This window comes from Streptomyces sp. NPDC056738 (genome assembly GCF_042790435.1).
In the GTDB taxonomy this organism is placed as follows: Bacteria; Actinomycetota; Actinomycetes; order Streptomycetales; family Streptomycetaceae; genus Streptomyces.
Genome location: NZ_JBHTZF010000002.1, coordinates 261,921 through 276,641, shown reverse-complemented (window position 1 = coordinate 276,641; position 14,721 = coordinate 261,921). Strand labels below are relative to the sequence as shown.

12 protein-coding genes are annotated in these 14,721 nt (G+C 71.7%); 7 read left to right on the top strand and 5 right to left on the bottom strand.

All coding sequences use genetic code 11. From position 1 onward, the window contains the following. Positions 1-82: 82 nt before the first annotated feature. The 5 genes from ACFRIC_RS04920 to ACFRIC_RS04900 form a co-directional block, all read right to left on the bottom strand. Positions 83-403, bottom strand: a complete 321-nt coding sequence (locus tag ACFRIC_RS04920) for an L-rhamnose mutarotase (protein WP_382779458.1) — start codon at positions 401-403, stop codon at positions 83-85. 64 nt (positions 404-467) lie between these two features. Then, positions 468-1,553: a rhamnose ABC transporter substrate-binding protein gene (gene rhaS, locus ACFRIC_RS04915; RefSeq protein ID WP_382779456.1), complete on the bottom strand. Its 1,086-nt coding sequence runs from the start codon at positions 1,551-1,553 to the stop codon at positions 468-470. 66 nt (positions 1,554-1,619) lie between these two features. Beyond that, positions 1,620-2,615 carry an ABC transporter permease gene (locus ACFRIC_RS04910; protein ID WP_382779453.1) on the bottom strand — a complete coding sequence of 332 codons (996 nt, stop codon included), beginning with the start codon at positions 2,613-2,615 and terminating at the stop codon, positions 1,620-1,622. Further along, positions 2,608-3,648 carry an ABC transporter permease gene (locus tag ACFRIC_RS04905; RefSeq protein WP_382779451.1) on the bottom strand — a complete coding sequence of 347 codons (1,041 nt, stop codon included), beginning with the start codon at positions 3,646-3,648 and terminating at the stop codon, positions 2,608-2,610. Before ACFRIC_RS04905 ends, ACFRIC_RS04910 begins: the two co-directional genes overlap by 8 nt. A gap of 109 nt (positions 3,649-3,757) precedes the next feature. After that, positions 3,758-5,275 (bottom strand): sugar ABC transporter ATP-binding protein, encoded by a 1,518-nt coding sequence (locus ACFRIC_RS04900; protein WP_382779448.1) that lies wholly within the window; start codon positions 5,273-5,275, stop codon positions 3,758-3,760. Positions 5,276-5,546: 271 nt separating this feature from the next. Here ACFRIC_RS04900 and rhaI point away from each other — a divergent pair, with 271 nt between their 5' ends. The 7 genes from rhaI (at position 5,547) to ACFRIC_RS04865 (ending at position 14,665) form a co-directional block, all read left to right on the top strand. Continuing rightward, on the top strand, positions 5,547-6,707 hold the full coding sequence (rhaI, locus tag ACFRIC_RS04895; RefSeq protein ID WP_382779445.1) for an L-rhamnose isomerase: 1,161 nt from the start codon (positions 5,547-5,549) through the stop codon (positions 6,705-6,707). 427 nt (positions 6,708-7,134) lie between these two features. After that, positions 7,135-9,174 carry a bifunctional aldolase/short-chain dehydrogenase gene (locus ACFRIC_RS04890; protein ID WP_382779442.1) on the top strand — a complete coding sequence of 680 codons (2,040 nt, stop codon included), beginning with the start codon at positions 7,135-7,137 and terminating at the stop codon, positions 9,172-9,174. Continuing rightward, a complete protein-coding gene (locus ACFRIC_RS04885; protein ID WP_382779440.1) occupies positions 9,171-10,616 on the top strand; it encodes a rhamnulokinase family protein in 1,446 nt (481 codons plus the stop codon). Before ACFRIC_RS04890 ends, ACFRIC_RS04885 begins: the two co-directional genes overlap by 4 nt. 121 nt (positions 10,617-10,737) lie before the next feature. Then, a complete protein-coding gene (locus tag ACFRIC_RS04880) occupies positions 10,738-11,493 on the top strand; it encodes a (Fe-S)-binding protein (protein ID WP_382779437.1) in 756 nt (251 codons plus the stop codon). Beyond that, on the top strand, positions 11,490-12,968 hold the full coding sequence (locus ACFRIC_RS04875) for a LutB/LldF family L-lactate oxidation iron-sulfur protein (protein WP_382779434.1): 1,479 nt from the start codon (positions 11,490-11,492) through the stop codon (positions 12,966-12,968). Before ACFRIC_RS04880 ends, ACFRIC_RS04875 begins: the two co-directional genes overlap by 4 nt. Further along, positions 12,965-13,645, top strand: coding sequence for a lactate utilization protein C (locus ACFRIC_RS04870; protein ID WP_382779431.1), 681 nt, complete (start codon positions 12,965-12,967; stop codon positions 13,643-13,645). The genes ACFRIC_RS04875 and ACFRIC_RS04870 overlap by 4 nt, the downstream gene beginning before the upstream one ends. Positions 13,646-13,849: 204 nt before the next feature. Then, positions 13,850-14,665 carry a hypothetical protein gene (locus tag ACFRIC_RS04865; protein WP_382779428.1) on the top strand — a complete coding sequence of 272 codons (816 nt, stop codon included), beginning with the start codon at positions 13,850-13,852 and terminating at the stop codon, positions 14,663-14,665. The last annotated feature ends 56 nt before the right edge of the window (positions 14,666-14,721 follow it).

Genomic DNA, 14,721 nt, shown 5'->3' with positions numbered 1-14,721 from the left:
GGCCCGTGCGGGCGGTACGGGTGCGCGAGGCCGGCCGGCGGAACGGGCGGTACGGGTGCGCGGGCCGGCCGGGCGGTGCGCGTCAGGCGAGGTGAAACACCTCGGTGAGGGGCGTCATGGCCTCGTCGGGTCGGGCGCCGTCCAACGCGGTGAAGAACGGCGCCATCTCCTTCTGCCAGCGGGCGTTGACGTCGGTGGCTTCCATGTCGGCCCGCGCGGCCGCGAAGTCCTCGGTCTCCAGGTAGCCGACCAGCAGACCGTCCTCGCGCAGGAAGAGCGAGTAGTTGTGCCAGCCGGTGGCCGAGAGCGCGTCGAGCATCTCGGGCCACACGGCGGCGTGCCGCTCGCGGTACTCGTCGAGGCGGTCCGCACGGACCTTCAGCAGAAAGCACACGCGCTGCATCGATGACCCTCCGGGGCCTGGGAGTCGGGCCGGCCCGCCGTGGCGGCGCCGGCCCGGCGGGACGTCAGAAGTCGAACTGGTCGATGTTCTTCGCGTCGAAGACGGTCGGCTTGCCGAGGCTGATCACACCGTCCTTGCCGATGGTGAAGGAGCCCATGGCGCCGGCCTTGAAGGTCTCGCCCTCCTTGCCGGTGATCTGCCCCGAGGCGAGCGCCACGGCGGTGCGCGCGGCCAGCTCGCCGAGCTTGGCCGGGTCCCACAGCTCGAAGCCCTCGACCGTGCCGTTCTTGACGTACTTGCGCATGTCGTTGGGGGTACCGAGGCCGGTCAGCTTGACCTTGCCCTTGTACTTGGAGCCGGACAGGTACTGCGCGGCCGCCTTGATGCCCACCGTGGTCGGGGAGATGATCCCCTTCAGGTTCGGGTGCTCCTGGAGCAGGCCCTGCGTCTGCTGGAAGGACTGCTGGGCCTCGTCGTTGCCGTAGGCGATCTTGACCAGCTTGACGTCCTTGTACTTGGGGTCCTTCAGCTCCTGCTTCATGTAGTCGATCCAGGTGTTCTGGTTCGTGGCGGTCTGCCCGGCGGACAGGATCGCGATCTCGCCCTTGTAGCCGATCTGTTCGGCGAGCAGCTGCACCTCGGTGCGGCCGAGGTCCTCGGCGCTCGCCTGCGAGACGAAGGCGTTGCGGCACTCGGCCTTGGTGTCGGAGTCGTACGTGACGACCTTGATCTTGTTCGTCATGGCCTGCTTGAGCGCGGTGCACAGGGCCCCGGGGTCCTGCGCGGAGACGGCCATCGCGTCGACCTGCTGCTGGGTGAGCGTGTTGACGTAACTCACCTGGCCGCTGGTGTCGGTGGCGCTGTTGGTGCCGACCTCCTTGTACTTGGAGCCCAGTTCCGTCAGCGCCTTCTCGCCGCCCTTGTCCGCGGAGGTGAAGTACGGGTTGTTGACCGCCTTGGGCAGGAAGCCGACGGTGAGCCCCTTCTTGGTGGCCGCGTTCGGGTCGGCCGTGGCGCCGGCGGCGGCGCCGGAGCCGCCCGAGTCCTTGACGTCGTTCTTGGTCGTGCCACCGCAGGCGGAGACGGCCAGGGCGAGGGAGGTGACGGCGGCGAGCGCCGCGCAGGTACGGCGGATCGATGATGTGCGCATGACTGAGGGTTCCTTTACGAGGGTGAGCGGACCGAGGTGACGCGTACGGGGCTGAGCCGAGCGGAGTTACGGGACCGGCGTCGGGGCGGCGGCTCTGCGGCCCGCCCTCGCCACGGAGATCTGGCGCCCGACCCGGGGGCCGAGCACGGAGACGACGAGCAGGACGCCGGTGACGACGATCTGCGACTGCGCGGACACGTTGAGGAGGCTCATCACGTTCTGGAGCGAGCCGAGCAGGAAGACGCCCGCGATCGCGCCGCCGAGCGTGCCCTTGCCGCCGTCGAAGTCGATGCCGCCGAGCAGGACGGCGGCCACGACGGACAGTTCGAGGCCGGTGGCGTTGTCGTAGCGGGCGCTGGCGTAGTGCAGGGCCCAGAACACCCCGGTCAGCGAGGCCATGAAGCCGGTCGCGACGAACAGGATCAGCTTCTGCCGCCTGACCCGGATGCCGGCGAAGCGGGCGGCCTCCTCGTTGGCGCCGATCGCGAACGCGGAGCGCCCGAAGGGGGTGGCGTGCAGCACGACGACGGCGACGGCGAGCAGTACCAGGAAGAGCGGGAGCGCCTGCGGGACGAAGCTGTCCCCGATGCGTCCGGCCGCGAAGTCCTGGTACTGGGTGGGGAAGTCGGTGACGGCGTCGGAGCCGAGCACGATCTGCGCGATGCCGCGGTAGGCGGCGAGGGTGCCGATGGTGACGGCGAGGGAGGGCAGTCCGAGCCGGGTCACCAGCAGGCCGTTGACGAGCCCGCACACCACGCCGAGCACCAGGCAGAGCGGGATGATCGTCTCGATCGCCATGCCCTGGTTCCACAGGGCGCCCATCACCGAGCCGGAGAGCCCAGCCGTGGAGGCGACGGACAGGTCGATCTCGCCGGCCACCACGAGCAGGGTCATCGGCAGGGCGATCAGAGCGATCGGCAGGGTGTTGCCGATCAGGAACGACAGGTTGAGCGCGTTGCCGAAGCCGTCCACGAAGGAGAAGGAGAAGAGCAGCAGGACGATCAGGAGGGCGCCGACGACCGTGTCCCAGCGGACGGCGCGCGCGAGAGCGGAGTCAGCCATGGCGGGCGTTCCTCTTCTTCAGTGCGGAGGCCACGCGCAGCGCGACGACCCGGTCGACCGCGATGGCGAGGATGAGCAGGACACCGTTGATGGCGAGCACCCAGACGGAGCTGACACCGAGGGCGGGCAGGACGCTGTTGACCGAGGTGAGCAGCAGGGCGCCGAGCGCGGCGCCGTAGACGCTGCCGGAGCCGCCGGTGAAGACGACGCCGCCGACCACGACGGCGCTGACGACGGTGAGTTCGTAGCCGTTGCCGGTTCCGGAGTCGACGTTGCCGAACCGGGCGAGATAGAGGGCGCCCGCGAGTCCGGCGAGGCCGCCGCAGACGACGTACGCGGTGAGGATGCGTTTACGGACGGGGATGCCGGCGAGCCGCGCGGCCTCCGGGTTGGAGCCGAGCGCGTAGAGCTCGCGACCGCTGCCGAAGTGCTTGAGGTAGTACGCGGCCACCACCAGGACGGCCAGGGCGATCAGCGCGAGATACGGGACCGCAGAGAGGCCGCCGGAGCCGAAGTCGACGAAGCCGCCGGGGAGATCGGCCGCGGTGATCTGACGGGAGCCGACCCAGATGGAGTCGAGCCCGCGGATGATGTAGAGGGTGCCGAGGGTGACGACGAGGGCGGGCACCTGGCCGAGGCTGACGAGCGCGCCGTTGACCAGTCCGCAGCCGACGCCGAGCAGCACCGCGAGGAGGACCGCGACGACGGGGTCGCCGCCGCCCTGGAGGTAGGTGCCGGCCGCGAAGGCGCTGATGCCGAGGGTCGAGCCGACCGACAGGTCGACGTTGCGGGTGATGACGACGAGCGACTGGCCGGTGGCGACCAGCACGAGGATCGTCGCGTTGAGCAGCAGGTCCTTGATGCCCTGCTCGGACAGGAACTCGCTGTTGCCGAGCTGGGTGACGGCGATCATCACCAGGAAGACGGCCAGGATGGCGAGTTCGCGCATCTTGAAGACGCGGTCCACGAGCCGGGTGCCGCTGGACCTGGGAACCTCGGTGGCGGGGGCGGGGGTGGGCGCGGTGACCGTCATGCGGCGGCCCTCCGGGGGATGATCGTGGTCATGCGGGTGGCCTGCCCGCCGGATGTCGTGCGGGCGGCCTGCCCGCCGGATGTCATGCGGGCGGCCCTGTCGGCGGGTGTCATGCGGCGGCCCTCCCGGTGGCGGCGGCCATCACGGATTCCTCGGTGGCTTCGGAGCGTGGGATCTCGGCGGTGAGCCGGCCCTCGTGCATCACGAGCACGCGGTCGGCCATGCCGAGGATCTCGGGCAGGTCGGAGGAGATCATCAGGACGGCCACCCCGTCGGCGGCCAACTCGCCGAGCAGCCGGTGCACTTCGGCCTTGGTGCCGACGTCGATGCCACGGGTCGGCTCGTCGACGATCAGCACCTTGGGGCCGGTGGCCAGCCATTTGGCGAGGACGACCTTCTGCTGGTTGCCGCCGGAGAGCGTGGCGACGGTGTCGGCGATCCGGGCGTACTTCACCTGGAGCCTGACCGCCCAGTCGAGGGAACGGCTGCGTTCGGCCCCGCGGTCCATCAGGCCCGCCCTGACCGTCGTCCGCAGCCCGGTCAGGCCGATGTTGCGCTCGATGGACATGTCCATCACCAGGCCCTGGGCGCGCCGGTCCTCGGGGACGAGGGCCAGTCCGGCCGCCATGGCGACGGAGGGGGCGCCGTTGGTCAGCGCGCGGCCCTCGACCTCCACCTCTCCGGCGTCCCAGCGGTCCACGCCGAACACCGACCGCGCGACCTCGGTGCGGCCGGCGCCCACGAGTCCGGCGAGTCCGACGATCTCGCCGCGCCGGACCTCGAAGGAGACGTCGGTGAAGACGCCCTCCCGAGTCAGCCGCCGCACGCTGAGGGCGACGTCGCCCGCCTCGACGTCCTGCTTGGGGTAGAGCTCGTCGAGGTCGCGGCCGACCATCCTGCGGACGAGGTCGTCCTCCGTCATGCCCTCCAGCGGCTCGCTGGAGATCAGGGCCCCGTCGCGCAGGGCCGTGACGCGCCCGCAGATCTGGAAGATCTCCTCCAGCCGGTGCGAGATGAACAGCACCGCGGAGCCCTGCTCGCGCAGGGTGCGCACCACGCCGAACAGCCGGGCCACCTCGCTGCCGGTGAGGGCGGCGGTGGGCTCGTCCATGATCAGCACGCGGGCGTCGAAGGAGAGCGCCTTGGCGATCTCGACGATCTGCTGGTCGGCGATGGACAGTCCGCGCGCCGGACGATCGGGGTCGAGCGCGACGCCGAGGCGCTTCATGAGGGCCGCGGTCGCCGCGTGGGTCGCCTTGTGGTCGATGCGACCGAGCGCCCGCCGGGGCTGACGGCCCATGAAGATGTTCTCGGCGATGGACAGGTCGGGAAAGAGCGTGGGCTCCTGGTAGATCACCGCGATGCCCGCGTCGCGGGCGTCGGCGGGGCCGTGGAAGACGGTGGGTCGGCCGTCCAGCAGCACCTGGCCGGCGTCCGGTCGGTGCACGCCGGCGAGCGTCTTGATGAGGGTCGACTTGCCCGCGCCGTTCTCTCCGGCGAGCGCGTGCACCTCACCGGCGAACAGTTCCAGGGACACGTCCCGCAGGGCGCGCACGGCGCCGAAGGACTTCGAGAGGTCCTTCAGCGCCAGCACCGGGGCCGGTCCCGTGTCGGACGGGTGGGTCATGAGGGGCTCCTCGACGACGCCGGCGGGACGGCCCCACAGCGTCGTGAAAGGTTTCAATTGGATTGCCGGGACGTTAGGCATGCCACCCAGGTCGCGTCAATGGGTTCGTCTCGAAATTCTTCGACGGTCCGGTGTCACAAGAGGGTCACGGTGATCGGTCCGCGCCGGAGGGGTTGACAGCCCTTCGGGGGGCTCATAACTTCGCTGCTGAATCGTTTCAGAGCAGCCCTTTCCCTGAAGCTGTCGCACCCGAAGTCGTAGGAGCCCCGAAGTGACCGAGTTCGCCGCGGTGAAGGCCGCGCTCAAGACCCAGGCCGTCGAGACGCCGTCGTGGGCGTACGGGAACTCGGGAACCAGATTCAAGGTGTTCGCGCAACCGGGTGTGCCCCGCACACCGTGGGAGAAGCTGGACGACGCGGCCAAGGTGCACGAGTTCACCGGCGCGGCCCCGACCGTCGCGCTGCACATCCCCTGGGACCGGACCGACGACTACGCGGCGCTGGCGAAGCACGCCGAGGAGCGCGGTCTGAAGCTGGGCGCGATCAACTCCAACACCTTCCAGGACGACGACTACCGGCTCGGCTCCGTCTGCCACCCGGACGCCGCCGTGCGCCGCAAGGCCGTGGGCCACCTGCTCGACTGCGTCGACATCATGGACGCGACGGGTTCGCGGGACCTGAAGCTGTGGTTCGCCGACGGGACGAACTACCCCGGCCAGGACGACCTCCGCGCACGCCAGGACCGGCTGGCGGAGGCCCTCTCCCAGGTCTACGCGCGGCTCGGCGACGACCAGCGGATGCTGCTGGAGTACAAGTTCTTCGAGCCCGCCTTCTACGCGACCGACGTCCCCGACTGGGGCACGGCGTACGCGCACTGCCTCAAGCTCGGCCCCAAGGCGCAGGTCGTGGTCGACACCGGGCACCACGCCCCCGGCACCAACATCGAGTTCATCGTCGCCACGCTGCTGCGCGAGAACAAGCTCGGCGCCTTCGACTTCAACTCCCGCTTCTACGCCGACGACGACCTGATGGTCGGCGCGGCCGACCCCTTCCAGCTCTTCCGGATCATGTACGAGGTGATCCGCGGCGGCGGCTTCACGCCGGACGTCGCCTTCATGCTCGACCAGTGCCACAACATCGAGGCGAAGATCCCGGCGATCATCCGGTCCGTGATGAACGTGCAGGAGGCGACGGCCAAGGCGCTCCTGGTGGACGGCGCCGCGCTCGCCGAGGCCCAGCGGAGCGGGGATGTGCTGGCCGCCAACGCGGTGCTCATGGACGCCTACAGCACGGACGTGCGGCCGCTGCTCGCGGAGGTTCGCACCGAGCTGGGGCTCGACCCGGATCCGGTGGCCGCGTATCGGCGGTCCGGGTGGGGGGAGCGGATCGCTGCCGAGCGGGTCGGGGGGAACCAGGCGGGGTGGGGGGCCTAGCCCGTTGCTCGGGTCCGCTTCTCTGGGGCGGGGCCCTCGGCGGGGGCTGGACCGGCCGGCGCGGTCGGTTCGTCGGCCCGTCGGCCCCGTCGGCCCCCGCCGTGTCGCGTCTGCCCCACTCCGTGGTCTGCGGGGTGCGCCATGCGTCGTGGCTCGTCGCGCAGTTCCCCGCGCCCCTGACGGGCGCTCCTCTTCCCTCTCGTCCGAGCGAGCCCGTGTCGCGTCTGCCCCACACCGTAGTCCGCGGGATGCGCGATGCGTCGTGGCTCGTCGCGCAGTTCCCCGCACCCCTGACGGGCGCTCCTTCTCGCCTCTCTTCCATGCGGGCCCGCGCCCCTGACGAGGCGCTCCTCCTCCCCACTCCTCCACGCGCACCCGCGTCCCTGACGGGGCGCTCCCCCTCCCCCTCTCTCAAAGGACCTGGAACATGGCACCCCATCCGGAAGCCGAGGCTTTGCTGGCGCGGTCGCGTCGGCTGGGCGGCGATCCCCGTAACACCAACTACGCGGGCGGCAACACCTCCGCGAAGGGCACCGACACCGACCCCGTGACCGGCGGTGACGTGGAACTGATGTGGGTGAAGGGGTCCGGCGGGGACCTCGGCACCCTCACCGAGGACGGGCTCGCGGTGCTGCGGCTCGACCGGCTGCGCGCGATGACCTCGGTGTACCCGGGCGTCGAGCGCGAGGACGAGATGGTCGCCGCGTTCGACTACTGCCTGCACGGCAAGGGCGGCGCCGCTCCGTCCATCGACACGGCGATGCACGGGCTCGTCGACGCGGCGCACGTCGACCATCTGCACCCCGACTCGGGGATCGCGCTGGCCTGCGCGGCCGACGGGGAGAAGCTGACCGCCGAGTGCTTCGGCGACCGCGTGGTGTGGGTCCCCTGGCGGCGGCCCGGATTCCAGCTCGGGCTGGACATCGCGGCGGTCAAGGAGGCCAACCCGGAGGCCGTCGGCTGCGTCCTGGGCGGCCACGGCATCACCGCGTGGGGCGCCACCGCCGAGGAGTGCGAGCGCAACTCGCTGTATATCATCCGCACCGCCGAGGACTTCCTGGCCGGCCGGGGGAAGGCGGGGCCGTTCGGACCCGTCGTCCAGGGGTACGAGGCGCTCGCCGCGCCGGAACGTCGTGAGCGGGCCGCCGCGCTCGCCCCGCACATCCGGGCCGTCGCCTCCCAGGACCGCCCGCAGGTCGGCCACTTCACCGACTCCGACGAGGTGCTCGACTTCCTCGCCCGCACCGAGCACGGGCGCCTCGCGGCTCTCGGGACCTCGTGCCCGGACCACTTCCTGCGCACCAAGGTCAGGCCGCTCGTCCTCGACCTCCCGCCGGCCGCCTCCCTCGACGAGGCGGTCGCGCGGCTCGCGGAGCTGCACGCCGAGTACCGCCGGGAGTACGCCGCCTACTACGAGCGGCACGCGCTGCCCGACTCCCCCGCGATGCGGGGAGCGGACCCGGCGATCGTGCTGGTCCCCGGAGTCGGCATGTTCTCCTTCGGCAAGGACAAGCAGACGGCCCGGGTGGCGGGCGAGTTCTACGTCAACGCGATCAACGTGATGCGCGGGGCCGAGGCCGTCTCGACGTACGCGCCGATCGAGGAGTCGGAGAAGTTCCGCATCGAGTACTGGGCCCTGGAGGAGGCGAAGCTCCGGCGGATGCCGAAGCCCAAGCCGCTCGCGACCCGGGTCGCCCTGGTGACGGGCGCGGGCAGCGGGATCGGCCGGGCGATCGCCGAACGGCTGGTGGCCGAGGGCGCGTGCGTGGTGGTCGCCGACCTCGACGCCCCCAGCGCCGAGCGGGTCGCCGCCGAACTCGGCGGCCCAGACAAGGCCGTGGCCGTGGCCGTGGACGTCACCTCCGAGGAGCAGATCGCCGAGGCCTTCAAGAGCGCGGTGCTCGCCTTCGGCGGTGTCGACCTGGTGGTCAACAACGCGGGCATCTCCGTCTCCAAGCCGCTCCTGGAGACCACCGCGAAGGACTGGGACCTCCAACACGACATCATGGCGCGCGGCTCCTTCCTCGTCTCGCGCGAGGCGGCCCGGGTCATGATCGCGCAGAAGCTGGGCGGCGACGTCGTCTACATCGCCTCCAAGAACGCCGTCTTCGCGGGCCCGAACAACATCGCCTACTCCGCGACCAAGGCCGACCAGGCCCACCAAGTGCGGCTGCTGGCGGCCGAGTTGGGGGCACACGGGATCCGGGTCAACGGTGTCAACCCGGACGGTGTCGTGCGCGGGTCCGGCATCTTCGCCGGCGGCTGGGGCGCGCAGCGGGCGGCGACGTACGGCATTGAGGAGGAGAAGCTCGGCGAGTTCTACGCCCAACGGACCATCCTCAAGCGGGAGGTGCTCCCGGAGCATGTCGCGGCCGCCGTGTTCGCCCTGACGGGCGGGGACCTGACGCACACCACGGGGCTGCACATCCCGGTCGACGCCGGCGTCGCCGCCGCCTTCCTGCGATGACGGACCGCAAGAGCTTCGCCGCCGTCGACCTCGGCGCGTCCAGCGGACGCGTCATGGTCGGCCGCGTCGGGCCGGGCACGCTCGACCTGACCGAGGCGCACCGCTTCCCGAACCGGCCGGTACGCGTCCCGGAGGGGCTGCGCTGGGACGTCCTCGGGCTGTACGCGGGTGTCCTCGACGGACTGCGCGCGGCCGGGCAGGTGGACTCCGTCGGCATCGACGGCTGGGCGGTGGACTACGGTCTGCTGGACGCCGACGGAGCCCTCCTGGGCAACCCGGTGCACTACCGCGACGCGCGCACCGAGGGTGTCGCGGAGAAGGTGTGGGCGAGCGTGCCGGCCGCCGAACTCTACGGGGCGACCGGGCTGCAGTACGCGCCCTTCAACACCCTGTACCAGCTCACGGCGGCCCGCTCCTCCGCCCAACTCGACGCGGCCCGGCATCTGTTGCTCGTCCCGGACCTGCTCGCGTACTGGCTCACGGGTGAGATGGGCACCGAGCTCACCAACGCCTCCACCACGCAGTTGATCGATCCGAGGACACGCGACTGGTCGTACGGCCTCGCGGAGCGGCTCAGGATCGATCTGCGGCTGTTCCCGCCGCTGCGCCGTCCCGGCGACCCGGCCGGAACGCTGCTGCCGCGCGTGCTGGAGGAGACCGGGACGAGGGGCCCGGTGCCGGTGACGACGGTCGGTTCGCACGACACGGCCTCGGCGGTGGCCGCGGTCCCCGCGACCGGGGAACGCTTCGCCTACATCTGCACCGGCACCTGGTCCCTGGTGGGGCTCGAACTGGACGCGCCCGTGCTCACCGAGGCGAGCCGGGCCGCCAACTTCACCAACGAACTGGGCCTGGACGGCACGGTCCGCCATCTCCGCAACATCATGGGGCTGTGGCTGCTCCAGGAGTGCGTACGGGAGTGGGGCGGCCCCGACCTGGGTGAACTCCTGGCGGCCGCCGCGGAGGTGGCGCCGCTGCGGTCCGTCGTGGACGGGGGCGACACGGCGTTCCTCGCCCCGGGCCGGATGCCGTCGCGGATCGCGGACGCCTGCCGGGCCTCGGGCCAGCCGGTGCCGGGCTCCCGCGCCGAGATCACCCGCTGCATCCTCGACTCCCTCGCGCTCGCGCACCGCCGGGCGATCGAGCAGGCGCGGTCCCTGACCGGACATCCGGTCGACGCCGTGCACATCGTCGGCGGCGGCGCCCGCAACGAGCTGCTGTGCCGGCTCACCGCCGACGCCTGCGGGCTGCCCGTCGTGGCGGGCCCGGCGGAGGCGGCCGCGCTCGGCAACGTCCTCGTCCAGGCGCGGGCGCACGGGCTGGTCGGCGACCGCGCCGAGATGCGCGACCTGGTGGCGCGCACCCAGCCGCTGCGGCGCTACGAGCCGCGGGGCGACACGGCGGCGTGGCGCGCGGCCGAGACGAGGCTCGGCGCGCCGTGAAGCGCCGCACACCGTGGGGCGTTCGGTGGAACGCGCCGCCCGGACGGCGGGCGCGCGCCGCCTTCCCGGCGTACCCGCCGCGTACCCTGCACCCGTCCATGACCGACCCCGAGGAGCCGCGATGCGTGTCGCCCTGTTCCTGACCTGTGTCAACGACACGCTGTATCCGGACACGGGCCGCGCGGTGGTGAACCTGCTGTCCAGACTGGGGGTCGACGTCGACTTCCCGATGGGGCAGACCTGTTGCGGTCAGGCCCACTACAACACCGGCTACCGCCATGAGGCCGAGCCGCTGGCCCGGCGTTTCGCCGAGGTGTTCGGGGAGTACGACGCCGTCGTGACGCCGTCCGGATCGTGCGGGGCGATGGTGCGGGAGCTGTATCCGCGGATGGGTGAACGGGCCCGCGCGGAGGGCCGCGGCGACACGCTGGCCAGGACGCTGGCGCCGGTCGTGCCGAAGACGTACGAACTCACCGAGTTCCTGGTGGACGTCCTCGGTGTCACGGACGTCGGCGCGTACTATCCGCACACCGTGACGTATCACCCCACCTGCCACGGGCTGCGCGGCCTGGGACTCGGCGACCGGCCGCTCCGGCTGCTCCGGGCCGTGAGGGGGCTGGAACTGCGGGAACTGCCCGGCGCCGAGGAGTGCTGCGGCTTCGGCGGCACCTTCGCCCTCAAGAACGCCGACGTCTCCGCCGCGATGGGCGCCGACAAGGTGCGCAACGCCGAGTCGACGGGCGCCGAGGTGCTGTGCGCCGCGGACAACTCGTGTCTGATGCACATCGGCGGCACGATGGGCCGCCTCAGGACGGGGATGCGGCCGGTGCACATCGCGGAGATCCTGGCGAGCACGGCAGAGGAGTCGCGGGCATGAGCGGAACGTTCGTCGGCATGCCGGCCTTCCCGGAGGCCGCGCGCGAGGCGGTCGGCAACGCGACCCTGCGCGGCAATCTGCGCCACGCCACCCACACCATCCGCGCCAAGCGCGCCAAGGCCGTCGCCGAGGTCTCCGACTGGGCCGAGCTGCGCGAGGCGGGCAAGCGGATCAAGGACCAGACGCTCCGTCATCTCGACCACTACCTGGTGCGGTTGGAGGAGTCGGTGACCGCCGCGGGCGGCGTGGTGCACTGGGCCGCCGACGCCGAGGAGGCCAACCGGATCGTCACGGACCTGGTGAAGGCGACCGGCGAGAGCGAGGTCGTCAAGGTCAAGTCGATGGCCACGCAGGAGATCGGGCTCAACGAGGCGCTGGAGGCCGCGGGCATCCACGCGTACGAGACCGATCTCGCCGAACTCATCGTGCAGTTGGGCAAGGACCGGCCCTCGCACATCCTCGTCCCGGCCATCCACCGCAACCGCGGCGAGATCCGTGACATCTTCGCCCGCGAGATGGGCGCCTGGGGCCGGCCGGCGCCCGAGGGGCTCACCGACACGCCCGCGGAACTGGCCGAGGCGGCACGCCTGCATCTGCGCGAGAAGTTCCTGCGCGCCAAGGTCGGCATCTCCGGCGCCAACTTCATGGTCGCCGAGACCGGCACCCTCGTGGTCGTCGAGTCCGAGGGCAACGGGCGGATGTGCCTGACGCTCCCCGAGACCCTGATCTCGGTCGTCGGCATCGAGAAGACCGTGCCGACCTGGCGGGACCTGGAGGTGTTCCTCCAGACCCTGCCGCGCTCCTCGACGGCCGAGCGCATGAACCCGTACACCTCGATGTGGACGGGCACCACGGACGGGGACGGTCCCCGGACGTTCCATCTGGTCCTGCTGGACAACGGCCGCACCGACACGCTCGCCGACGAGGTCGGACGCCAGGCGCTGCGCTGCATCCGCTGCTCGGCGTGCCTCAACGTCTGCCCGGTGTACGAGCGGGCGGGCGGCCACGCCTACGGCTCGGTCTACCCGGGCCCGATCGGCGCGATCCTCAGCCCCCAGCTCCGGGGCACCGCGAGCGAGATCGACGCCTCCCTGCCGTACGCCTCCTCGTTGTGCGGCGCCTGTTACGAGGTCTGTCCGGTCGCGATCGACATCCCCGAGGTGCTCGTCCATCTGCGGGAGCGGATCGTCCAGGGCGGGCGGGCGACCCGGGAGGGCAACACGGTCGTCCTGAAGCCGGCCGGGGGACACGCCGCCGAGCGGGCGGCGATGCGCGCGGCGCGCTGGGCGTTCAGCCGTCCCGGAGCCCTGCGCGCCGGGCAGCGCCTGGCGTCCGGGACCCGCCGCTTCCATCCGCGGACCCTGCCGGGCCCCGGCCGGGCGTGGAGCGGGACCCGTGAACTCCCCACGGTTCCGGCGGAATCGTTCCGCGCGTGGTGGCAACGCACCCGGGGTGGAAAGGACATGACGAAGTGAACAGCAGGGATCTTGTCCTCGGACGGGTGCGGCGGGCCCTCGCGGACGTGCCCCGGGACGACACCCCGCCCGGGCCCGGACGGCCCGATCCGGACGCCCGCTACGAGCAAGCGGTCGGCCGGAGCTATCTGCGGGAACACGGCGCTCGGAGTGTCGCGGAGACGGTGGACCTGCTCGCGGAGAACCTGGCGGACTACCGGGCGATCGTGCACCGCGCCACCGAGGACGAACTGCCGCACGTCGTCGCACGGTTGCTCGCCGAACGCGGGTCCCGGCACGTGCTCGTGCCGCCCGGGCTGCCGCCCGCGTGGATGTCGGCGGCGCAACCCGCCCGGGTCGAGGACCGTGCCGTGAGCACGCCCCGTGAGCTCGACGAGGTGGAGAGCGTGGTGACCGGTTGCGCCCTCGCCGTCGCCGAGACCGGGACGATCGTCCTCGACGGCGGCCCGGACCAGGGCCGACGCCGGATCACCCTGATCCCGGACCACCACATCTGTGTCGTCCTGGTCCCCGGGCAGGTGGTGGCCTCGGTCCCCCAGGCGATGGAACGACTCGACCCCGCACGCCCGTTGACCTGGATCTCCGGCCCGTCCGCCACCAGCGACATCGAGCTGGACCGGGTGGAGGGCGTGCACGGTCCCCGCACCCTGGAGGTCGTCCTGGTCGGGGGAGCGTGAACGACGCTTCGCGCGGCGGGGCGGCGAACCCCGCGCGACCTCCTTTCGTATCACCGGGATCATGGCGCTGACCAGGCGTTCCGCCGGGCCGTTCAGGTTGTGTTCAGGCTCGTCGCGGCTCCTGGCAAGTCCTGCTCCAGAAGCGTCCAAGCCATGGCAAAGCCCTCTGTGGCGCGAGGGTCCGGGCGTGTCATGGTGCCGCCCATGAGCACCGAGCACCTCCATCTCACCCGTCCCTCCCCAGCCGTCCCGCCCGCCGCCGTCCTGGCGAGCAAGGTCCCGGAAGTCACGTTGTACTTCTGGGTGATCAAGGTGCTGACCACCGGCATGGGTGAGACCGCCTCCGACCTCCTGGCCCAGCGGCTCGGGCCCGTACCCGCCGTGGGGCTCGGCGGACTGGCTCTCGCGGCCTCGCTGGCGCTCCAGTTCGCCGTCCGGCGCTACGTCGCCTGGATCTACTGGACCGCGATCGTCATGGTCAGCGTGTTCGGCACCATGGCCGCGGACGTGCTCCACGTCGGTCTCGGCGTTCCCTACGCGATCTCGACGCCGCTGTTCCTGGTCGTGCTCGGCGCCGTGTTCGCCCTCTGGTACGCGAGCGAGCGCACCCTCTCGATCCACAGCATCCGCACCCGCCGCCGCGAGGTCTTCTACTGGGCGACCGTGCTCGCCACCTTCGCGCTCGGCACGGCGGCCGGGGACCTGTCCGCCACGGTCGGCCTCGGCTACCTGGGCTCGGCCGTCCTGTACGCCGTCGCCATCGCGGTCCCGGCCGTCGCCCACCGCTGGGGTTCCCTGAACGCGGTCGCCGCCTTCTGGACCGCGTACGTCATCACCCGCCCGCTCGGGGCGTCGGTCGCCGACTGGATGGCGCTCGGCCACGCGCGCGGAGGTCTCGGCCTCGGCCTCGGCCCGGTCACCGCTTCCTGGACCGTCGCCATCGTGGGCTTCGTCGCCTACCTCGCCCTGTCCCGGCGCGACGTCCGGAACGACTCCGTGGGCGCGGTCCCGACCGTCTGACCCGACGGACGCACAGGACCGCGCGCCGCCTTCCTCGGTCCGCCCCGAGCCGGGGA

Bases quoted from the DNA above. Each gene is read 5' to 3' on its own strand.
- ACFRIC_RS04920 (WP_382779458.1), bottom strand. From the start codon at position 403: ATGCAGCGCGTGTGCTTTCTGCTGAAGGTCCGTGCGGACCGCCTCGAC.
- ACFRIC_RS04910 (WP_382779453.1), bottom strand. From the start codon at position 2,615: ATGGCTGACTCCGCTCTCGCGCGCGCCGTCCGCTGGGACACGGTCGTC.
- ACFRIC_RS04900 (WP_382779448.1), bottom strand. From the start codon at position 5,275: ATGACCCACCCGTCCGACACGGGACCGGCCCCGGTGCTGGCGCTGAAG.
- ACFRIC_RS04865 (WP_382779428.1), top strand. From the start codon at position 13,850: ATGAGCACCGAGCACCTCCATCTCACCCGTCCCTCCCCAGCCGTCCCG.
- ACFRIC_RS04875 (WP_382779434.1), top strand. From the start codon at position 11,490: ATGAGCGGAACGTTCGTCGGCATGCCGGCCTTCCCGGAGGCCGCGCGC.
- ACFRIC_RS04885 (WP_382779440.1), top strand. From the start codon at position 9,171: ATGACGGACCGCAAGAGCTTCGCCGCCGTCGACCTCGGCGCGTCCAGC.
- ACFRIC_RS04880 (WP_382779437.1), top strand. From the start codon at position 10,738: ATGCGTGTCGCCCTGTTCCTGACCTGTGTCAACGACACGCTGTATCCG.
- rhaS (WP_382779456.1), bottom strand. From the start codon at position 1,553: ATGCGCACATCATCGATCCGCCGTACCTGCGCGGCGCTCGCCGCCGTC.
- ACFRIC_RS04905 (WP_382779451.1), bottom strand. From the start codon at position 3,648: ATGACGGTCACCGCGCCCACCCCCGCCCCCGCCACCGAGGTTCCCAGG.
- ACFRIC_RS04890 (WP_382779442.1), top strand. From the start codon at position 7,135: ATGGCACCCCATCCGGAAGCCGAGGCTTTGCTGGCGCGGTCGCGTCGG.